This window comes from Rhodoferax sp. P1_F3 (assembly GCF_056405715.1).
Genome location: NZ_JBFUBO010000003.1, coordinates 60,108 through 80,371 on the forward strand (window position 1 = coordinate 60,108; position 20,264 = coordinate 80,371).

The window sequence follows — 20,264 nt, forward strand, 5'->3', positions numbered from 1 at the left end:
CGTCCCTGTACGGGCTTGCGCCAATACCCTGCCTTCAGCGGCGTATACCGTTCCTTCAATATCGGCTAGGGCTTTCCCTTACGGGTAAGAGTAGGGCTCTACGTCTAGTACTTGTTGATCAACATGCCGCCATCCACCCGGATGGCCTGGCCCACGGTGTAGGGCAGCAGGCCTAGGGCCAGCGTGCCCACCACCTTGCCCACCTCATGCGCTTGGCCCCAACGGGGCACCACCAGCCAGCCGCGCTCAATGTCGGCGTCGTAGCGCGCTTTGGAGGCCAGGCTCATCTCGGTCTCTATCAGGCCGGGGATGACTTCGTACACCCCGATGCCCTCACCACCCAGCCGCACGGCAAACAGCGAGGACACCATGGACAGCGCCGCCTTGGACACGCAGTATTCCCCGCGCTGGATGGAAACTGCCTTCGCATTGGACGAGGTGATGGTCACCATGCTGCGGTGGTGGGGATGCTGCGGGCGCACCAGCAAGCGTCTGGCAAAGGCCTGCATGAGAAAAAAAGTACCGCGCGTATTGATGTCCTGGCAGTGGTCGTAGGCTTGGGGCGTCACGTCCAGCAGGTCGCCCCGCGACAGTACGGACACCCCGGCGTTGTTCACCAGACAAGTCACGGGGCCCAGCATCGCCTCGGCGGCGTCCAGCATGGCCGCGTGGGTGCTGGTGTCGGCCAGGTCAAAACATACTGCGGCACTGCGGACGCCCAGCGCCGCCACTTCGGCAGTGGTGGCGTGTAGTTCGTCACTGAGTGTGCGATCGCACAGCGCCACGTCAAAACCAGCTTGGGCCATTTGCAGTGCAATGGCACGGCCTATGCCGCGCTGGGCACCGGTTACAAGTGCCACCGGTCGGTTGGATGTGTCTGCTGTCATGGTGCGGTGTTGGAGATTTGTTGCAGGGCTTGGGCCATGCCGTGGACACTGGCGTGCGCCGACATCAGCAGTTGCGCCCATTCGGCCTGCTCGGCCTGCCACACACCCAGGGTGCGTTCATGGGCTTCGGGCATGGAAGCCAGTAGGCTGGCCACGCGCTGGGGCGCGCGCCGCGCCGCTGCCAACGCCGTCAGGCAACCGGTCGGCAATTGGTCGGAGGCCGCGCGGTGCGTCATTTCCTTGGCCAGGGTGCCCAGGCTACCCACCAACAGGCCGAGGTCGCAGCCCAGCGCCACCCAAGCATCGCGCTGGGTGTGCCAGGGGGCTTGCGGCACGCCCAGACGCAGGTGCTGCGCCATTTGCTGTTCTACGGTGGGGCCCTGGTCTTGCCCCTGAGCTCGCATTTGCGCCAGGGTGCCGCCCAGTTGCACGGCCAAGGCCTCGGCGGCGCTGCGTTGTAGGCGCTGCAACGCGCGCAGTAGGGGCGCGGTCGCATCGGCGGTGCCCAGGGTATGCACGCACAGCTGCACGTCACTGCGTATACGCTCCAGCACGTCACGGGTGATCAGCACCGTGGCGGTGTCCACCAGGTCCTGCTTGGTGCAGCCCAGGTGCACGCAGTCCACCGCGCCGGGATTGAACAGGCCTACAGTTTCCTTCAGGCTCTTGACCAACGGAATGGCCAGGCTACCCGCGCGCACGCTGTCGCGCACGATTTTGGGGGCATCAAACAGTTCTACTTTGCAGGTGCCGATGATGGACTGCGCCGCTGCCGCCGGAATGAGGCCACAGTCGGCCTGCGCGCGGGCCAGCGCAGATTCAAACTGCAGCATGGCGGCCACAAAGCGCTGGGCACCAAAGGCGTCCAGCAGTTCGGGCGCTTGCAGGAATTCTTCAAACACACTGCCCATGGCATTCAGCGCGTGGCCTGTTTCAGACGCAGTTGGTTGGGCAGCGGTACGGAGCGGCGCAGCACGTCTTCGCCCAGCCACAGCGCGGCACGGCGTGCGCGTGCAGCCACGGTGGGCAGGGGCATCTGCTGGTAGTCGTCGTTGAACACTTCAAAACTGTAGTCGCCACGGTAGCCCAGCTGGTGCAGCTTGAGCACCAGTTCGGCCAGGGCCTCGCTGTGCACGCCTTCACCGGGAAACACGCGGAAGGTGCGCGCCGTGCTAATGCGTTCTTCGACGGTTTTGATTTCGTTCCACATGAAATCGGCCAGCTGCACCAGGAAGATCTTGTTGGGGTCCAGCATCTCCAGCTCGTCCAGCGGGGTCTTGGTGGCAAACATGTGGAAGGAATCAAACCCCAGGCCCAGGTTGGGCATGTCGGCCTGGGTGATCACGTCCCAGGCCTGTGGGAATTCGTTGATGGTGCGGCCCCAGGACAGGGCTTCAAACGCCACCTTGATGTTCATCGGGATGGCCAACATGGCCAGCTTGCGCAGGTCGCGCACCAGCGCATCGGTGTCGCCGGTGGCGTGGGTGGAGGTGCTGGAGCAGGCCAGCATCACGCGACAACCCAGCGCCTGGCACATCTCCATCATGCTCTTGGCAATGTCCACTTTGTAGGCATGCAGGTGGCCCGACAGGCCTTCGAAGTCGCGCAGCACCTGAAAGCCGGTCACACGCAGGCCGCTGTCCTTCACCTCTTGCACCGCGGCCTCCCAGCCTTGGGGGTGGCCTACCAGATCGCGGGCGGCCAGCATGACCTGGCCGAAGCCGGCAGTGCGCATGGCGTCCAGCTTGGCCTTCAGCGGTCCGGCCAGCGAGATGGTGTCCATCCCGAAGTCGTCAAATTTGCCTTCGAATTGGCTCATGGTAATCAGCCTCGCGTGTGGTGGACCAGCTCGAACATGGCATTGCCCATGGTGGGGCGGGTCAGCGCGCCCTTGCTGTCCTGCGCGGGGTCTTTGCTGGGCACAAACTCCACGCCGCGCGCGCGCAGCGCCGCCACGGTGGCGGGCACATCGGGGGTGCCCAGGCCAATACGCTGGAAGCATTCGTCGTCTTCCACGTCCAGCACGCCGGGCTCGGGCTCGATGAGCTGCAGGTAAAAGGTGTTGCACGGGCTTTGCAAAATCAGGCCCTTGGGCAAGATGCCAAAGCGGGTGTCCGGTGGCAGCGCGGTGAAGCCAAACAGCGCGCTGTAAAACTCGGTCCAGTCATCGCTGCGGTCGTTGCCGATGTACTGCACCACGCCAAAGAAATGCAGGCCCGCAATGGCAGGCGGGTTCTTGTCCACCGCGGGTACGGGGGTGAAGTCCACGTCGTAAATGGAGAACTCGCGGTGCCGGTCCACAAAGTAGATGCGGCTGTTGCCCACGCCGTGGATGGCGGGAATGTGCAGCTCCATCACTTCTACCTGCACGGGCACGGCCCAGGCACCGCGCTCCAGCGCACGCTGGTAGGCGGCCGAGGCGTCGTGCACGCGCAGGGCAATGGCGGCAATCACCGGTTTTTCGGTCAACGCGGCGCCGCGGCCGTGGGCGTTGACGATGACATTGATGTCGCCCTGGCGGTACAGCAGCACCTCGCGCGAGCGGTGGCGTGCAATCGGCTTGAAGCCCATGGCTTCGAGCACCTGGCCCAGTGCCTGCGGCTTGGAGGTAGCGTACTCAATGAACTCAATGCCTTCCAGGCCCAGGGGGTTGGGGCCCTCGTCAATGTGTTCGCGGTCGGCACCGCTGGGGCGGGAGGTGTTTGTGCGGTAGTCGGACATTTTGAAAACTCCAGAAGGCGGTATGAAAAGATGGCGTTTGGAATTCACGCGAGGGCCAGATGCCGCGCGGTGGTGCGCGTGCCCAAATCGAACACAGCGACCGCTTCCACCTGTTGCGCCGCCATGTTGTTGAGGCCCGCGGCGGCGGCGGCCATTTCTTCAACCAGTGCAGCATTTTGCTGAGTGGCCTGGTCTATGGTGGCAACAGCCTGCCCCAGCTGGGACACACCATGGGATTGCTCCTGGCCGGCCTGGCTGATCAAGGCCATGACCTCGGTCACGCGTTCAATGGATTGGACGACACCCGTCATGGAGTGCTGCACCTGTTCGACCAGCTGGTTTCCCTGGTTCACGCGCTGCACACTGGTGTCGATCAATTCCTTGATTTGTTTGGCGGCTTGCGCGCTGTGGCCCGCCAGCGATCGCACCTCGGCAGCCACCACGGCAAAGCCGCGCCCCTGTTCTCCCGCGCGGGCAGCTTCTACCGCTGCATTTAACGCAAGAATATTGGTTTGGAAGGCGATGCCGTCGATAACCTGGATGATGTCCGCAATCTTCTTGGAGGCCTGGTCAATCTGCTGCATGGTTTGCACCAGATGGGTGACGACCTGACCGCTTTGCTTGGCCGTGCCAGAGGCATTGGCGGCCAGTTCATTGGCCCGCAGGGCATGGCCTGCGTTGTCACGCACACTGCTGCTGAGATCATCCATGGCCGCAGTGGTTTGTTGCAGGGAGGTGGCTTGTTGTTCGGTGCGAACAGAGAGGTCGCTGTTTCCTTTTGCAATTTCTTCACTGGCAGTGGCGACGCCTTCCGACCCCGACCGCACCGTTGACACCACGCGAACCAGGTTGTCCTGCATATCCTTCAGAGCGTCCAGCAACTGCTGCATTTCTCCAAAGCTTGTCACGTCGCGGCTTTGTACGTCTAGTTGACCTTGGGCAATGGCGTGGGCCAGCCGCACGGCCTCTGTGGCAGCGCCGCTGATGCTGCGCGAGATGGCCCATGACAGCAGGGCACCTACCGTGCAAGCCAGGATGCCGACGCTGACCATCAACACCCGCGCCTGCGCCTGTTCGGTTTTGACGGTCTGCACTCCCGCGTCCATAGACGCCTGCTGGTGTTCCGCCCACGCGCTCAAGGCCTTTTGGTAGCCCAGCAACTGCGGCACGTATTTGTCATTGAACTCGGAGCGCGAAAAGTCGCTGGACCCGCTGTCCACCGCACTCAGTACATCGCCAACCGCCGCTTTGTAACCGGTGTAGGCTGCGCTCACCTGCTTTAGCAACGCCGCATCCGCATCACTGCCCGTGGTGCTGGTTGCATAGGTTTGGACCAAGCCATCGATGGTTTGCAGCTGCGCACTGATTTGGGCGCGCAGAGGCTTTTGTTTTTCGGGGTCTCCGGTAGCAATGAGCAAACTGGTGTTGATGCCCTGGTTGCTCAGGATTTCCTTCCACCGCAAGGCATCACGTTCCGTTTTTGCCAACACATTGCTGAGGTGGTCCACCATCGTCCCCATGCGATGTTGCCCCAACAGACCCAGGCACAAGACCAGAATTAACAATGCGAGAACCGCAGTGAACGCGAGTGTCAGGCGGCTATGAATGGTGTTCAAACGCATCGCTTATCCCCTCAAGGCTATTGGGTTGTTGGGTTTGCTGTCACACGGTGCTGGCTTGCGCGTTGGACTGGTGGGCGCCACCCAAAAACAGGCGCTCGATGTTCGGGTCTGCAAGCAACTCCGACGCCGGTTTTTGCAGTACCAGCCGACCTGACTCCAGCGCAATGGCTTCGTCAGAAATCTTCAGCGCGCTCTTCACGTTTTGTTCCACCATGAGCACCGTAGTTCCCTGGTCGGCCAGTCGGCGCAAGAGCTTGAACACGTCGGCTACCACCATGGGCGAGAGGCCGATGGAAGGCTCGTCGATGAGGATGACCTTGGGGCGCAGCAGCAGGGCGCGGCCGATTTCGAGCTGTTTTTGCTCGCCCCCAGACAAAGCCGACGCCGCCGAGTGCATGCGCTCTTTGACGCGCGGGAAAAACTCCAGTACTTCGGGAATGCGCTCGTGTGTGGTTTTCATGCCCAGTGTGATGCCGCCCAGCTCCAGGTTCTCGAACACGCTGAGCTGGCCAAACAGGTTGCGCCCCTGCGGCACAAAGGCAATGCCTTGTGCAAGTAGCTGCTTTTGCGTGGCGCCAGCCACACTCACGCCGTCCAGGAGGATGTCGCCCTGGCGTGGTTTGAGCAGGCCGAAGAGCGCTTTCAGCACGGTGGATTTGCCCGCGCCGTTGGGGCCCAGCAGCAGGGTGATGGTGCCGCGCTTGGCCTTGAACGACAGGTTGTTCAGGATCATGAAATCCTTGTAACCCGCCACCACGTCCTTGAATTCGATACAGGTGTCTGTAGTCATGCTTCAGTTCCCCAGGTAGGCGTCCAGCACCTGTTTGTTGCTGCGGATTTCGTCTGGCGTGCCAATGGCCAGCACCTGGCCTTCGACCATCACCATGATGCGGTGGCACAGGTCCATCACAAAGTCCATGTTGTGCTCAATGACGACAAAGGAGCTTTGCTTGCCGAACTTGGGGTTGCGATTGAGTTCCTTCAGCAGGGTGCTGATACCCCCCACCAGGCTCGGGTTCACGCCAGCGCAGGGCTCGTCCAGCAGCACCAAGTCGGGTTCGCTCATGAAGGCCATGGCAATGTCCACCAGCTTTTGCTGCCCGTAGGACAACTCGCCAGCTTTTTTGTCAGCCACATGGCGGATGCGGAACTGGTCGATCAGTGCATCGGCCTTGGCGCCCAGGCCGGAATCGGAGGGGGCGAACATGCGGCTCAGCATGGAGCCTTGGTGCTCCTGCGCAGCCACGATGAGGTTGTCGCGCACGGTCATCTTGCCAAACACCTGCAGGGTCTGGAACGTGCGGCCTACGCCCAGGCGGTTGAGCTCCAGTGGGCCGGCTTGCGTCACGTCTTTGCCATTGAGTTCGATCTGGCCTTCGTCCGGCGTGATCTGGCCCAGCATGCTGTTGAACAGCGTGGTCTTGCCCGATCCGTTGGGGCCGATCACACCAAAGATTTCTCCGGGCATGACTTCGAAGGACACGCCGCCCACGGCCTGGATGGCACCGTAAGCCTTTTTGATGTTGCTGACTTTGAGAACAGGGTGGCTCATTTACTTGGCTCCCAGGGTGTTGGCCGCCGCAGCACGCGCAGCGCTGGCTTCGCGGGCTTGGCGCTTGGCCTTGATGCGGTCGGGAATGCTCAGCAGGCCATCGGGCAGCCAAATCATCAGCACCACCACAGCGGCGCCGAAGACAAACAGGTACCAGGCCTGCGCAAAGCGCAGCCACTCGGGCAGGATCACACCCACGGCCGAGCCCAGCAGCGGGCCCAGGAAGTAGCCGGGGCCACCGACGACGACCATCAGGTACATCATGATGGAGGAGCCCACGGCAAAGGGTGCCGGCTCGATGAACTGCACCAGCGAGGCGAACAAGGCCCCTGCGACACCTGCATAGGCGGCGCCAATGGCGAAGCTCAGCAGCGTGTAAGAGCGCGTGTTGATGCCCAGGCTTTCTGCGCGGATGGGGTTGTCGCGCAGTGCGGTAAATGCCTTGCCCCAGGGACTGCGCAGCAGGCCCCATTGCAGGGCGCCCAGCAGCACGGCAGTGGCCAGCACAAAGTAGTAGTACGCCAGGTTGCCTTCGAGTGAGAAGCCAGCCAGGCTGGGGCGGGCAATGTTGTTGATGCCGAAGGTGCCACCGGTCAACCACTCTTCGTTGCGCATGACCAGCCACACCGCAGTATTGAAGCCCAGGGTGGCAAAGGCCAGGTAGATGGTCTGTACGCGCAGCGCCGGAAAGCCCAAGGCAATCCCCACAAAGAAGCAGATCAGCGCGGCGGTGGGCAGGCCTACCCAGAAGCTGATGCCGACTTTCATCATGATGGCCACGGTGTAGGCCCCAATGCCAAAGAAGGCGGCGTGGCCCAGAGACTTTTGCCCGGCATAGCCCACGGTGAGGTTCAGGCCCATGGTGGCAATCACGAAGACCAACCAGTAGGACAGCAGGTAGAGGCCGTAGTTTTTAAGAAAAGGGGGGGCGACCAGCAGCAGCACTGCGCAGGCAGCTATCAAAAAGAGAGTAAATTTTTTCATGTCAGACCTTGCGTTCTTCTTTTTTGCCCAGCAACCCTTGCGGCTTGAACAGAATCACGACCATGAAAATCACCAGCGCCACCGCGTCCTTGTAGGCCGGAGAGATGTAGGCGGCGGCAAGGTTCTCGGCCACGCCAACAATCAGCCCGCCCAGCAGTGCACCGCGCGAGTTGTTGAAGCCGCCGATGATGGCTGCGAAGAAGGCCTTGTTGCCCAGGCTCTCGCCCATGTCGAACTTGGCCAAGTAAGTGGGTGTGACCAGTAGGGCGGCGGCTACCGCCAGCACAGCGTTGATGGCAAAGGCATAGAAGATCATGCGCGGCACGTTGATGCCCAGCACGCTGGCGCTCTCGGTGTTTTGCGCGACGGCCTGCATGGCGCGGCCGGTCACGGTTTTGGTCATGAAGGCCTGGGTGGCAAATACCAGCACCAGCGCCAGTGCGAAGGTGCCCACATCGGCCAACGTGATGGTCACGCCAGCGATGTTGAACAGTTTGTCGGCAAACAGGCTGGGGAAGGGGTGGGCCTCGGCGCTGTAGCCGGCGCGCAGGCCGTTGCGCATGGCAATCGACAGGCCGATGGTGGCCACGACGATGGGCATCATGCCGTACTTGAACAGCGGGTCCACCAGACCGCGCTTGAACACCCAGCCCAGCAGAAACATTGCCAGCACCACGGTCAGCACAAAGCTCACCGCCAGGGGCGCACCCATGCTCAAAAAGCCCAACATCATGAAGGCCGGCAGCATCACAAACTCGCCCTGGGCGAAGTTGATGGTGCCGCTGGCCTGCCACAGCAGGGTAAAGCCCAGTGCGGCCAGGGCATAAATGGCTCCTGTGGCCATGCCACTGAAGAGCAGTTGGAGAAAGTCGGTCATGGGTGTTCCCGTGGTGTAACGTGCGGCGGCCTTACTTCTTGGCCGGTGCGGACTTGCCCGTGGCAATGGGCTTGTTGGCAGTCACTAAGGGGTTCAGCGGGGGCAGGGTAGCTACCACCACTTGCTGGCCGTCCTTCACTTCCACCAGGAAACTTTCGCGGTCCAGGTCGCCGTTCTGGTCAAAGGCCACGTTCATCAGGATGCCGGGCTCTTTGTCCGTGGTGACCACCAGGCTGTGCAGGGCATTGGCCACGGCCTTGCGGTCGAGCTTGCCTACTTTTTCGATGGCAGCCTTGAGGGCATAGATGCCGGAGTAGCCCTTCATGCCGTTGTGGTCCGAGACGTATTTGTAGTCGCGCTCGAACTTGGCGCGGAACGCGCGAATGGCGGGCAGTGGCGCATCCACGGTCAGACCCACGTGGGCCACGGCACCGTTGGCCGCCTCACCGGCCAAGTCAATGACTTTTTGGCCGGTCAGGGTGGTTTCACCAATGATGGGTTTGTTCCATCCTTGCTTGCGCAGCTCGCGCAGCAGGCGGGCCGACTCTTCTTCATTGGAGTAGACAAACACGCCATCGGCACCGCTTTGTTTGGCTTTAAGCACCGCAGCGGAAAAGTCTACCTGGCCAGAGTCGGTGGAGATCTCAGCCACCACCTTGGTGGTGGACTTGTCCAAGGCCTTTTTGATCATGTCCAGGCCACCCTTGCCGAAGTCGTTGTTCACGAACACGATGGCCAGGGTCTTGAGCTTGGCCTGGTCGCTGATGTAGCGCGCCACCTTGGGCATGGCGGTGGCCTGGGTGAAGCTGGTACGGAAGACGTACGGGTTGCCCTGCATGGTGATGCTGGCTGCCTCGCCACCTGTGAAATTGGGGATTTCGGCCTTGCGGCTCTCGGCCATGGACACCATGATGGAGCCCGAGAACACGGGGCCGAAGATGGCGAACACGTCATCGTCCACAGCCTTTTGCGTCAGGCCTTTGGCCACACCGGGGTTGGACTGGGTGTCGGAGGTCGTGGTCTGGATCTTCTTGCCCAGAATGCCGCCGGCAGCGTTGATTTCCTTCACCGCCAGCTCCACGCCATTCTTGAAGTTGGTGCCCGCAGTGGCACCACCGCCGGACAGCTCCACAATGTTGGCGATCTTGATGACTTCTTGGCTAAAAGAGGCGCTAGCCCCCATCAGCATTGCGCAGGCAGCTATCAATTTGAGAGTGTTTCGTTTTTGCATGTCGTGGTCTCCTCGGTTAAAAAAGGGTGGGGTCAATTTGCGCGCGTAAAAACTGGGTGTCCCGGCGCACCAGGTCTGCGGCTTCGGTGTAGCCAAAAAAATCCAGATACAGCGGCGCCTGCTGTACCAGCATCTCAAAGCCGGGCTGGGCGTTCAGGCCCCGGCCGCGCGCAGCGCGTACCCAGGGCGTGGGCTGGTTCTTCATCACGATGTCCATCACCGAGGCATGGGGTTCCAGGCGCTGTACATCGCAGGGTTGTGCGTCGTCCGCCTGAAGTCCCAGCGGGCTGGCGTTGATCACCAGGTCGTAGCCGACAGGGTCGTTGGTGGGGGCTGCCACTACCTCGGCCTGGCTGTGGCGGCCAATATGGCGGGCCACGGCGTCGGCCTTGCCCGGCAGCGGGTCGTACAGAGCCACATGGGCCGCAGCGCCCGGTGTGGCGCATGCCAGCGAGGCGGCGATGGCTGAAGCGCCACCTCCCGCGCCCAGAATCAGCACCCGCTGCTGCTGGTATGCCATGCCAAAGTGGTTCAGGGCGCCCACCAGGCCTTCGCCATCAAACAAGGCACCTTCCAGGCGGCCATCGCTGTTTCGGCGCACGGCGTTCACGGCACCGGCAGCACGGCCCATGGGGCTGCACGCGTCCAGCAGATGCACCAACGCAGTCTTGTGCGGAATAGCCGCCCACAGGCCCTTGATGTTGGCAGCGCCAAGGGCGCCTTTGACCAACGCGGCGAGGTGCTGGGGCGCCACATGGGCGGGTACCAACACGGCGTTGATCCCGGTGCGCGCGAACACGGCGTTGAACAACGCGGGCGCCTGCACCTGCACCACCGGGTCACCGACGATCAGGTAGACGTCGGTGGTCCCGGAGATGGATGGGTGGGCGAGGGCAGAATGCATGAAATGTTCGCTTGTCGATCAATTTGTCGAATTCGGAGCGGACTTTATCTATCCATGACTAAATAAAGAAGGGATATTTTTGCTAAATGTTCGTTAATCGATCATTTATGATCGATGATCGATCGAAATTCGGGTTTTACCTAGTGCTGAACCACCTTCCGGTACCCAAAAATCCCCCCATGCAGATTGATGACGCCACGCCCCCCGCTCTGAGCGAACCCCAAGCGCCCGGCTTGGACAAGAAAGACTGGATCGCAGGGCTGGAAAAGGGCCTGTCCATCATTGAAGCCTTTGACGACGCCCACCCGCGCATGACCGCCAGCCAGGCTGGCGAGCGCTGTGGCATGACACGCACCGCCGCCCGCCGCTACCTGTTGACGCTGCAGCACCTGGGCTATGTGGCTACCGACGGCAAGCTGTTCTGGTTGACACCGCGCGTGCTGCGGCTGGGGCAGTCGTACCTGGAGTCGGCGCGGTTGCCGCGCATCGTGCAGCCGTTTTTGCAGCGCGTGACGGCGGGCACGCAGGAAATTGCCTATGTAAGCGTGATGGACGGGGACGACATTGTTTACATCGCGCGCAACGGCACCAACCGCACCATGAACACGGGCTATGTACTGGGTTCGCGCGTGCCCGCGCAGGTGACTGCGGCGGGCATGCTGATGCTGTCCATGCGCGAGCCCGAGTGGCTGGAGCGCTGGCTGACCACCCATTCCCTTACGGCCTACACCTCACACACCATTGCCAGTAAGGACCGGCTGCGGGTGGAATTGGCACGCATTCGCTTGCAGGGCTGGGCCATCTCGGAGCAGCAGTTAGAACTGAACCACCGCGGCGTAGCCGTCCCCCTGATAGATCGGCACAGTGTGCTGGTGGGGGCCCTCAATGTGACCATGCCCATGGGGAATGAGTCCACCGAAGACGCCGGTGCGCGCGTGCTGCCGGTGTTGCAGGAAACCGCACGGGCCATGCGCAATCTGATTTGAGCGAAAGCGCCTCAGGCGTGCAGCGCGGTTTCTTGCCCGACTCCGCGGTAACCTACAAAGCGGCAGTACTGGCCGAAGATGGGTTCGCCACTTACCAAGTACTGCTTGCGCTTGCCGTCTGGAGCCAGGCAGCTGTAGGGGTAGTTCAGGAATGGTTCGCGCGCGGCGATTTTGGCGTGCAGTATGCGGCGCTCTACGTCTGCTCCGTCAGTTGTCGGCGTGCCCAGAATGTCGTCTACGGGCCCTGATACCTTGGTCAAGCTGCCGTGCTCATCCTGCTCCCAGAACCAGTCGGTCGCCAGTTCGGCCAGTGCTTTGTAGTGGGCCTCGCTTTCGCGCAATGCGGCAGTGCGCTGCACCACGGCGGCTTCCAGCAACTGGTCAAATGCGTCGAGCTTCTTGTGCAGCAGATGGATTTCCAGCATGGTATGGACACGCCGTTTGATCTCCACCAAGTCGAACGGCATGTTGACAATGTCGCGGGTCCCCGCTTGCAACGCCCGAAATCGGTGGCCGGGCAGGGCAGTGAGCACAATCACCGGCATGTGGGCGGTTGCCGCCAAGCCGCTCAGGTTGGGCATTTGCTGGTCTGCCAGGATCAGGTCGTAATCCGTTTTTCGGCGCAGCGCGTGGGCCTCTTCAGAGTTGACCGCAGATGTGACTTGGGTGTAGCCCGCGTCAGATAACAGGAGTTCAAGCAATTGAACGTTGGCCAATTGATGATCAATGATCAAGATCCTGGCATCGAGAATTTCGGTAGGGCTGAGCATGGTGATATCTACTTTTCTAGTGACGTTTTACCAAGCGGTTAGCGGCGCCCTGGCAACGTTCTTGAAGTTCTGTGCTCCTTGATATTCCGCGTAACAATGATGGGGTTTTTGTATCCGTAGGTATGTGCGCTTCCCCACATAGCTTGTATTTAAAGCCAACAGCCAAGCGGTGGCCAGGGGGCGAGGGTTATGGCGGGGTGCAGCCGGGCGCGTTGTAGAGCGTTAGCGCGGCATCCAAGCGGTACAGCTCCAGCACTGCTCAAACCCACCTTCCACCAGTTCGCCGCATTGGCACATCCATCGGTGCTGTGGGACATGTTGCAGGTGGTGCAGCAGCTCGCGAGCTCTTGCTTCCTGTTCCGCCTGCAGGGCATCGGCCCATAGCGTGGCGATCTGCAGATTCGAGGCTTGGGTAAGACGTGGCATGGAGTGGGAAAAGGAGACCCCGTTGTTTTACACCGCCGTCAGGCCACCGTCCACCGTGTGTGCGTGGCCGGTCACAAAGCTGGCTGCATCCGAGCTGAGCCAGAGCACTGCTGTGGCGACCTCATCCGCTTCGCCGATACGGCCAATGGGATGGGCGCCAGCTACGGTTCCTGCTTGCTTGGGATCGGCCTGCATCGCAGGCTCAAACATCACGGTACGGATGACACCGGGACATACGGCATTCACGCGGATGCCCTTGCGGCCATATTCCACCGCAGCTGATTTGGTGAGGCCGATAACCGCGTGCTTGCTGGCGCTGTAAGCGGACATCTTGGGGGCGCCGATCAGGCCCTCCACCGAGGCGGTGTTGACGATGGCGCCACCGCCGCCCGTGACCATTGCAGGTCTGCGTAACCCGCGCGACAGTGCCCCGGTACTCAGGCCTTGTAGGTTGACAGCAGGATGCTGGTTTCCGTGGCAGAGATGCCGCTGACCAGCCGGATGTTACGCAGTACCGTGTCGAAGGCCTCCAAGGTGTCGGTATGAAGTTCGGCAACGATGTCCCAGCGCCCGTTGGTGCTGTGCAGAGAGTAGACATTGGGGTGGCCGCGCAGGCGGCCCAGCACGTCCGGCCCCTGGTTACCCTCGACCGCGATACTCATCAAGGCACGGATGCGTGGGGCTTGCGCTGTTGGCTTGAGGCGCAGGGTGTAGCCCAGGATGATGCCGTCTTTCTCCAGCTTGGCCAGTCGGTTCTGCACCGTGGCACGCGCAATGCGCAATTTGGCCGCCAGCGCCACCACCGACATGCGGGCGTTGTCCCGCAGCAGGCCAATCAGTTCGCGGTCAGTGTCGTCCATGGGGTGGTCTTCCATATTGCCAATAATGGTGTTGCATTATGGTTTGAGGCAGAGCATTTATTGCCAATATGCGGTATTTTGTTTGGCGCGGTCCGTCTACACAATCCTTTTCAGTCGCCTGCACCGCCTTGTGTAGGCAGAACCAAAAAGGATTCCAATGACCCGTTTCATCGATGTTCCCGCTATGTCCAAGCTGATCCAGACCTTGGGGTTGCAGAACTTCATCGTCCAGCTCGCGGCCAGCATCCAGGCCGACTTTGTGCGCTGGCCCGAGTTTGAAAAGTCTGCCCGCATCGCCAGCCATTCGGAGATCGGTGTGATTGAGCTCATGCCGGTGTCGGATGCCGAGCGCTATGCTTTCAAGTATGTCAACGGCCATCCCGGCAATACCGCGCGGGGCCTCTATACCGTGATGGCATTCGGCGTCCTGGCCGAGGTGGAGACGGGTTACCCGGTGCTGCTGTCCGAACTCACGCTGGCGACTGCGCTGCGCACTTGTGCCACCTCGCTGATGGCGGCACGCGCGCTGGCTCGGCCTGACGCCCGGCGCATGGCACTCATCGGCAACGGCGCGCAGAGTGAGTTTCAGGCGCTGGCCTTTCACTACGGGCTGGGCATTCGGGAGATCGCCATCTACGACCTGGACCCGCGTGCATCGGCCAAGCTGCAGCGCAATCTGGCGGAGCACACCGGTCTGAAAATCATTCCTTGCACTTCTACGGCACAGGCCGTGGCTGGGGCCGACATCGTGACCACCGTGACCGCTGACAAGGCCTATGCGACCATCATCACGCCCGAGATGCTGGAGCCGGGCATGCACATCAACGGTGTTGGAGGTGATTGCCCCGGAAAAACTGAGCTGCATGCCGATGTGTTGCGCGCCGGGAGGGTGTTTGTGGAGTACGAACCGCAGACGCGTGTCGAAGGTGATATCCAGCAGTTGCCTGCCGATTTTCCGGTGGTGGACCTCTGGCGCGTGCTGGCGGGGACCGCAGTGGGCCGGCAGGACGCGGCGCAGATCACCATCTTCGACTCGGTGGGCTTTGCGCTGGAGGACTACTCGACTCTGCGCCTGGTGCACCAACTGGCGTTGCAGTGGGACATAGGCTGCGATGTCGAACTGGTACCGGAGTCAGATGACCCCAAGGACCTGTTCCGCCATACACGCCCTGGAGCCGCACGTACCGCCATGCGCCGCGTGGCCTGAGACGCAGTGCGCACGTGATTACCTTTTTTTCCACCCAGCACGCGTTGCACGCCCCCGTCTGGGAGTTCTACCGGGGCCAGCGTGTGCCCTGTTTCGAATCACCAGCCCGAGCGCAGTTTGTTCACGCGGAATTGCTGGCACGCGGCCATGCCATCCGTACGCCGGAGGTGGACAGCACACCGCTGCTGGCGCAGGTGCATGCCCCGCGCTATCTGGCCTTTCTGGCAGCGGCCTGGGCTGAGTGGGAGGCGCTCTCGGGCGGCCAGGCCACTGTGCAGCCTTTTCCTTCGGTGTGGCCGGTGCGCAGTCTGCGCAGCGATGTGGAGCCCGCCAATTTCACGGCCAAGCTGGGCCTGTACTCCATGGACAACGGCACGCCTCTGGACGCCGGTACTTGGGCGGCGGCCAAAGAGGGAGCCGATGCAGCCGCCAGCGCGGTGGACTTGCTGGCCCAGGGGCAGGTGCGCAGCGCGTTCTGTGCCACCCGCCCGCCGGGCCACCACGCGGGGCCGGACTTTATGGGCGGCTACTGTTTCCTGAACAACGCGGCGGTGGCGGCACAGGCCTTTCGCCAACAGGGCTGTGAGCGTGTGGCGGTACTGGATGTGGACTACCACCATGGCAATGGCACGCAAAGCATTTTTTACCGCCGCAGCGATGTGCTGGTGGTCAGCCTCCATGGCGACCCGCAGACGGAATACCCCTTCTACCTGGGCCATGCAGATGAAACCGGTGAGGGGCCGGGGGAGGGTTTCAACCTGAACCTGCCCCTACCGGCCGGCACCCCGGCGGCGGCCTGGTTTGACGCACTGGACCTGGCCTGTGAGCGCATCACCCGCTTCGGGGCGCAGGCGCTGGTCGTCTCCCTCGGGCTGGATACCTATGCCGACGACCCCATTTCGACCTTTGCGCTACAGCCTGAAGACTTCCTGCGCCTGGGCCAACGCTTGGCAAGGCTGAAGATTCCCAGCGTGTTCGTGCTCGAAGGTGGCTATGCCGCAGCGGCGCTGGGCAGCAATGCCGTGAATGTGCTGGAAGGGTTTGAGCAGGGTTGAGGGACCGTCTTAGCCAGCCATGAGCTTGTGTACCAGGTCCGCCGTGGTGGACGCCTTGTATTTGCGCATGAGCCGGGCGCGGTATATCTCCACCGTGCGGTGGCTGATGGCCAGCGTCTTGCCAATGTGTTTGGAGGTCAGCCCCTGCATCAGGTGGGCCGCTACCTCTCGCTCGCGAGGGGTCAGCTCGGCCTTCACGGGGCGCCGTGCGCTCAAATCTTCGAAGCTCCAGATACCGGCTTCGTGCGGGGCTTCGCGGTTCAACGCACTTCCGGTCACGTGGCACCAGAACGTCTCACCCTTGAAACGGCCATCCAATCGCCTCATGATGCGGTCGTCGGCGTAGCTGCCGCTGCGGTTGAGGATGGGGCTGATGCGGGCACCGGCGCGTTCGTACTCATCGGCGCTGGGGTAGAGCACCTGGAAGGACTGGCCCACCATCTGGGTGCGGCTGGCGCCAAACATGTCACACAGGCGCTGGTTGCAGTCCACCATAGTGCGGTTGCGCGAGAGCGCCAGGCCCACGGGGGCCCTATCGAAGGCGAGGCGGTAGTCGATGTCCATAGGGTTGGGCTTTACGAAGAACTACGTAGTGGCATAAGTAGTATCGTAGCGGCCATGTTGTTTTCATCCACTTAGGAGATACGCGCAGTGAACAAAATCTATCCCAGTGCCGCCAAGGCACTTGAAGGCATCGTCAAGGACGGCCAGTTGCTGGCCGTAGGCGGCTTCGGCCTGTGCGGTATTCCCGAGGCGCTGATTGACGCGCTCAAGGACAGCGGCGTGCAAAACCTCACTGCCATTTCCAACAACGCCGGTGTGGACGGCTTTGGTCTGGGCAAGTTGCTGGAGACGCGACAGATCAAGAAGATGATTTCCAGCTACGTTGGCGAGAACAAGGAATTCGAGCGCCAGTACCTGGCGGGCGAGCTGCAACTGGAGTTCACTCCGCAGGGCACGCTGGCCGAGAAGCTGCGTGCCGGAGGTGCGGGCATTCCGGCCTTCTTCACCAAGACCGGTGTGGGCACCATCGTGGCCGAGGGCAAAGAGCTGCGCGAGTTTGACGGCGAAACTTATGTCATGGAGCGCGCCCTGGTGCCCGATGTGGCGCTGGTGAAGGCGCACCGGGCCGACAAGTCCGGCAACCTGCAGTTCCGCTTTACGGCACGCAACTTCAACCCCGCAGCCGCCATGGCCGGCAAGATCACGGTGGTGGAGGTGGAGGAGATTGTGGAAACCGGCGCCATTGCACCTGACCAGGTGCACCTGCCCGGCATTTATGTGCACCGCATCGTGCTCAACGCATCCCCCGAAAAGCGCATCGAGAAGCGCACCATCACCCCGAAAGAAGGAGTCTGACCATGGCCTGGAACCAAGACCAAATGGCGGCCCGCGCGGCCCACGAGCTGGAAGACGGCTTTTATGTGAACCTAGGGATAGGCATTCCCACGCTGGTGGCCAACCATGTGCCCGCGGACAAGGAAGTCTGGCTGCAAAGCGAGAACGGCATGCTGGGCATCGGCCCGTTCCCCACAGAAGACGAAGTTGACGCCGACCTGATCAACGCGGGCAAGCAGACGGTGACCACCATCAAGGGCAGCAGCATTTTTGGCAGCCACGAGAGCTTTGCCATGATCCGCGGCGGCAAGATCAACCTGAGCATTCTGGGGGCCATGCAGGTCAGTGCCAAGGGCGACCTGGCCAACTGGATGATCCCCGGCAAGATGGTCAAGGGCATGGGCGGTGCCATGGACCTGGTGGCCGGTGTGAAGCGCGTGATCGTGCTCATGGAGCACGTGGCCAAGAAGAAAGACGGGACCGAAGACCTGAAAATCCTGCCCCAGTGCACGCTGCCGCTGACTGGTGTGGGCGTAGTGGACCGCATCATCACCGACCTGGCGGTGATGGACGTGACCCCCGAGGGCCTGAAGGTGGTGGAGCTGGCCCCGGGCGTGAGCCGCGAGGAACTACAAGCGAAAACTGGGGTTCCCCTGCTCTGAGAGGGTGCTGACACCGGGTAAGATGCGATCGCCAATTCAAACCCGGGGAAAACATGTCCAGAGCGCTTAAATTTCTGATGTTCATTTACGCCGTGGTGTTTCTCACCACGGGGGCCTTCATGATCCTGATCGTGAATGCCGATGAGGGCTCGCAGCCCTGGATCACCCTGCTGGTGCGCAACCATGGCATCGTGTTTGTGTGGCACCTGGCCTGCTGGATGGTGATGGGCATGTTTTCCAACTACTACTGGGACCTGTTCAACATGGGCAAGGGCCTGGAGTCGGTGCAGGTGGGGCGCATTGTTCTGCCACTGTTGGTGTCGCCCATCGTGTTCTACCCCACGTACAACCTGTGGTTGTCCAGCAGCTCGCAGAGTTACATCCTCTTTGAGGTCATTGCCTTCCAGGGCGGTTTCTTCTGGCAGGCCTTGTTCACCAAGGCCAAGCCGCTGGAGCAGTCGCCCGTGATTCCCTGGTCGGTGAACAACGGTGCGCGCAACAGCCGTGCCACCGCCGCGCCGCAGGGCCCCGAGCTGGGTCGCTAAACGCAACGCACTAACAAAAAAACGGGGCTTGAAGCCCCGTTTTTTATGCCTGCAATGTGGCTGCCCAGTCAGTGGGCTCCGGCTGCCGCCTCTTTGGCGGCCGCAGCACCCATGCGCTTGGGACGTGCCAGCCACACCAGTGGAATCAGCACCATGAAGATCACAGCCGAGGCGTAGAACACATCGTTGGCCGCCAGTGTGGCGGCTTGCTGGTCAATCATGCGGTTGATCTGGCTCAGCGCCTGGTCGGTGCTCATGCCTGAGGCATTCAGTCCCGCCAAGGCACTGGTCGAGGCGCTGCTGCCGCGGTTGATCATTTCCGTCAGCTGGGCATGGTGCATAGTGGTGCGGTTTTGCCAGATGGTGACGGCAATGGACGTGCCGAACGACCCACCCAAGACCCGCGCAAAGCTGGACAAGCCGGAGGCGGAGGCGATCTTGTCACCCGGCACCCCCCCCAGCGTGATGGTGGTCAGCGGGATGAAGAAAAACGCCAGCGCCACGCCCTGGATCACCGTTGGAATCATCAGCGTGCCAAAGTCTGCGGAGGTATTGAAATGCGACCGCATGAAAAGCACCAGGGCAAACACGACAAAGGCAAACGTGGTGAGCTTGCGGGGATCGAACTTGGCGATGTTTTTCCCGACCAGTGGCGACAGGATGATGGCGAACAGGCCCACCGGCGCCATCAGCATGCCGGCCTGGGTGGAGGTATAACCCATGAACTGCTGCAGCCACAGGGGCAGCAAGACCAGGTTGCCCATGAACAGGCTGTAGGCCACGGACATGGACACCGTGCCGGTCCAGAAGTTGCGAACCTTGAAGAGCTTCAGATCCACTACGGGGTGGTCATCGGTGAGCTCCCAGACGATGAAGTAGGCAAAGGCAATCACCGACACCACCGTCAGCGTGACGATTTCGGTGGAGTGGAACCAGTCCAGTTCTTTGCCGCGGTCCAGCATCATCTGAATGGCCGTGACGGCCACGACCAGCAGCGCCAGGCCCACCGTGTCGATCGGCAGTTTGCGGGTGGGTGTTTCGCGTTTGCGGAAGATGCTCCAGGTGATGAACGCCGCCAACAGGCCCACGGGGATGTTGATGAAGAAGATCCACCCCCAGTGCGCGTTGTCGGTGATCCACCCACCCAGCAGCGGCCCCATCACGGGTGCAACCAGCGTGGTCATGGCCCAGAGCGCCATCGCCATGCCTGCCAAGGCCGTCGGATAACTGGACAACAGGAGGGACTGGGCCAGCGGCATCATGGGCCCGGCCACAAAGCCCTGCGCAGCGCGCATGGCAATCAGACTTTCCATATTGGGCGCCAGGCCGCACAGCCAGGAGGTCAGCACAAACAGCAGCACGCTCATGGTGAACAGGCGCACCTGACCAAAACGCTGCGATAGCCAGCCGGTGAGTGGCAGCGCAATGGCGTTGGCCACGCCAAAGCTGGTGATGACCCAGGTGCCCTGGTTAGGGCTGACGCCCAGGTCACCCGCGATGGCGGGCAGCGAGACGTTGGCAATGGAGGAATCCAACACGTTCATGAACGTGGCAGCGGACAGGGCAATGGTGCCCCACAGCCGGGCGGAGCCTTGCAGCGGCGCCGGCGGGGTGTAAGCAGCGGGGGAGCTCATGCA

Annotated in this window: 23 protein-coding genes; 6 read left to right on the forward strand and 17 right to left on the reverse strand. The window is 61.8% G+C overall.

The window, feature by feature from the left end:
• Window positions 1-104: 104 nt before the first annotated feature.
• Genes AC1DZ5_RS06140 through AC1DZ5_RS06190 form a run of 11 tightly spaced genes read right to left on the reverse strand, consistent with a single transcriptional unit; the run spans window position 105 to window position 10,778 of the window.
• A complete protein-coding gene (locus tag AC1DZ5_RS06140; protein WP_477887139.1) occupies window positions 105-887 on the reverse strand; it encodes a 3-ketoacyl-ACP reductase in 783 nt (260 codons plus the stop codon).
• Window positions 884-1,798: a 3-carboxy-cis,cis-muconate cycloisomerase gene (locus AC1DZ5_RS06145; protein ID WP_477887141.1), complete on the reverse strand. Its 915-nt coding sequence runs from the start codon at window positions 1,796-1,798 to the stop codon at window positions 884-886. Before AC1DZ5_RS06145 ends, AC1DZ5_RS06140 begins: the two co-directional genes overlap by 4 nt.
• A 5-nt stretch (window positions 1,799-1,803) precedes the next feature.
• Complete coding sequence (locus tag AC1DZ5_RS06150; protein WP_477887143.1) at window positions 1,804-2,706, reverse strand: sugar phosphate isomerase/epimerase family protein; 903 nt, start codon at window positions 2,704-2,706, stop codon at window positions 1,804-1,806.
• 5 nt (window positions 2,707-2,711) lie between these two features.
• Entirely contained in the window at window positions 2,712-3,608 is an 897-nt protein-coding gene (locus AC1DZ5_RS06155; RefSeq protein ID WP_477887145.1) for a 4-hydroxyphenylpyruvate dioxygenase, read from the reverse strand.
• 44 nt (window positions 3,609-3,652) lie between these two features.
• Window positions 3,653-5,224: a methyl-accepting chemotaxis protein gene (locus AC1DZ5_RS06160; RefSeq protein WP_477887147.1), complete on the reverse strand. Its 1,572-nt coding sequence runs from the start codon at window positions 5,222-5,224 to the stop codon at window positions 3,653-3,655.
• 46 nt (window positions 5,225-5,270) lie between these two features.
• Window positions 5,271-6,020: an ABC transporter ATP-binding protein gene (locus AC1DZ5_RS06165; RefSeq protein WP_477887149.1), complete on the reverse strand. Its 750-nt coding sequence runs from the start codon at window positions 6,018-6,020 to the stop codon at window positions 5,271-5,273.
• A gap of 3 nt (window positions 6,021-6,023) precedes the next feature.
• On the reverse strand, window positions 6,024-6,782 hold the full coding sequence (locus AC1DZ5_RS06170; RefSeq protein ID WP_477887151.1) for an ABC transporter ATP-binding protein: 759 nt from the start codon (window positions 6,780-6,782) through the stop codon (window positions 6,024-6,026).
• Window positions 6,783-7,766: a branched-chain amino acid ABC transporter permease gene (locus AC1DZ5_RS06175; protein ID WP_477887153.1), complete on the reverse strand. Its 984-nt coding sequence runs from the start codon at window positions 7,764-7,766 to the stop codon at window positions 6,783-6,785.
• Between the two features lies 1 nt (window position 7,767).
• Window positions 7,768-8,643 (reverse strand): branched-chain amino acid ABC transporter permease, encoded by an 876-nt coding sequence (locus AC1DZ5_RS06180; protein ID WP_477887155.1) that lies wholly within the window; start codon window positions 8,641-8,643, stop codon window positions 7,768-7,770.
• A 31-nt stretch (window positions 8,644-8,674) separates the two neighbouring features.
• Window positions 8,675-9,874 (reverse strand): ABC transporter substrate-binding protein, encoded by a 1,200-nt coding sequence (locus AC1DZ5_RS06185; protein ID WP_477887157.1) that lies wholly within the window; start codon window positions 9,872-9,874, stop codon window positions 8,675-8,677.
• 16 nt (window positions 9,875-9,890) lie between these two features.
• On the reverse strand, window positions 9,891-10,778 hold the full coding sequence (locus AC1DZ5_RS06190; protein ID WP_477887159.1) for a shikimate dehydrogenase family protein: 888 nt from the start codon (window positions 10,776-10,778) through the stop codon (window positions 9,891-9,893).
• 179 nt (window positions 10,779-10,957) lie between these two features.
• On the opposite strand from AC1DZ5_RS06190, the gene AC1DZ5_RS06195 reads away from it, so the two are divergent.
• Window positions 10,958-11,764, forward strand: coding sequence for an IclR family transcriptional regulator domain-containing protein (locus tag AC1DZ5_RS06195; protein WP_477887161.1), 807 nt, complete (start codon window positions 10,958-10,960; stop codon window positions 11,762-11,764).
• 11 nt (window positions 11,765-11,775) lie between these two features.
• Here the strand turns inward: AC1DZ5_RS06195 and AC1DZ5_RS06200 are convergent, their stop codons facing one another.
• The 4 genes from AC1DZ5_RS06200 to AC1DZ5_RS06215 form a co-directional block, all read right to left on the reverse strand.
• Window positions 11,776-12,534: a response regulator gene (locus AC1DZ5_RS06200; protein WP_477887163.1), complete on the reverse strand. Its 759-nt coding sequence runs from the start codon at window positions 12,532-12,534 to the stop codon at window positions 11,776-11,778.
• Window positions 12,535-12,756: 222 nt separating this feature from the next.
• Window positions 12,757-12,960, reverse strand: a complete 204-nt coding sequence (locus AC1DZ5_RS06205; RefSeq protein ID WP_477887165.1) for a hypothetical protein — start codon at window positions 12,958-12,960, stop codon at window positions 12,757-12,759.
• A gap of 27 nt (window positions 12,961-12,987) precedes the next feature.
• Window positions 12,988-13,401 (reverse strand): SDR family oxidoreductase, encoded by a 414-nt coding sequence (locus tag AC1DZ5_RS06210; RefSeq protein WP_477887729.1) that lies wholly within the window; start codon window positions 13,399-13,401, stop codon window positions 12,988-12,990.
• Window positions 13,398-13,820 carry an Lrp/AsnC family transcriptional regulator gene (locus AC1DZ5_RS06215; protein WP_310338344.1) on the reverse strand — a complete coding sequence of 141 codons (423 nt, stop codon included), beginning with the start codon at window positions 13,818-13,820 and terminating at the stop codon, window positions 13,398-13,400. Before AC1DZ5_RS06215 ends, AC1DZ5_RS06210 begins: the two co-directional genes overlap by 4 nt.
• 157 nt (window positions 13,821-13,977) lie before the next feature.
• On the opposite strand from AC1DZ5_RS06215, the gene AC1DZ5_RS06220 reads away from it, so the two are divergent.
• On the forward strand, window positions 13,978-15,027 hold the full coding sequence (locus AC1DZ5_RS06220) for an ornithine cyclodeaminase (RefSeq protein WP_477887168.1): 1,050 nt from the start codon (window positions 13,978-13,980) through the stop codon (window positions 15,025-15,027).
• A 14-nt stretch (window positions 15,028-15,041) separates the two neighbouring features.
• A complete protein-coding gene (locus AC1DZ5_RS06225; RefSeq protein ID WP_477887170.1) occupies window positions 15,042-16,082 on the forward strand; it encodes a histone deacetylase family protein in 1,041 nt (346 codons plus the stop codon).
• A gap of 9 nt (window positions 16,083-16,091) precedes the next feature.
• Here AC1DZ5_RS06225 and AC1DZ5_RS06230 read toward each other — a convergent pair whose 3' ends face one another.
• Window positions 16,092-16,646 carry a helix-turn-helix transcriptional regulator gene (locus AC1DZ5_RS06230; RefSeq protein ID WP_477887172.1) on the reverse strand — a complete coding sequence of 185 codons (555 nt, stop codon included), beginning with the start codon at window positions 16,644-16,646 and terminating at the stop codon, window positions 16,092-16,094.
• 87 nt (window positions 16,647-16,733) lie between these two features.
• On the opposite strand from AC1DZ5_RS06230, the gene AC1DZ5_RS06235 reads away from it, so the two are divergent.
• Genes AC1DZ5_RS06235 through AC1DZ5_RS06245 form a run of 3 tightly spaced genes read left to right on the forward strand, consistent with a single transcriptional unit; the run spans window position 16,734 to window position 18,627 of the window.
• A complete protein-coding gene (locus tag AC1DZ5_RS06235; protein ID WP_477887174.1) occupies window positions 16,734-17,441 on the forward strand; it encodes a CoA transferase subunit A in 708 nt (235 codons plus the stop codon).
• A 2-nt stretch (window positions 17,442-17,443) separates the two neighbouring features.
• On the forward strand, window positions 17,444-18,082 hold the full coding sequence (locus AC1DZ5_RS06240) for a CoA transferase subunit B (RefSeq protein ID WP_310338355.1): 639 nt from the start codon (window positions 17,444-17,446) through the stop codon (window positions 18,080-18,082).
• Between the two features lie 53 nt (window positions 18,083-18,135).
• A complete protein-coding gene (locus tag AC1DZ5_RS06245) occupies window positions 18,136-18,627 on the forward strand; it encodes a hypothetical protein (RefSeq protein WP_477887176.1) in 492 nt (163 codons plus the stop codon).
• 68 nt (window positions 18,628-18,695) lie between these two features.
• On the opposite strand, the gene AC1DZ5_RS06250 is transcribed toward AC1DZ5_RS06245, so the two are convergent.
• Window positions 18,696-20,261: a DHA2 family efflux MFS transporter permease subunit gene (locus AC1DZ5_RS06250; RefSeq protein WP_477887178.1), complete on the reverse strand. Its 1,566-nt coding sequence runs from the start codon at window positions 20,259-20,261 to the stop codon at window positions 18,696-18,698.
• Window positions 20,262-20,264: the final 3 nt, after the last annotated feature.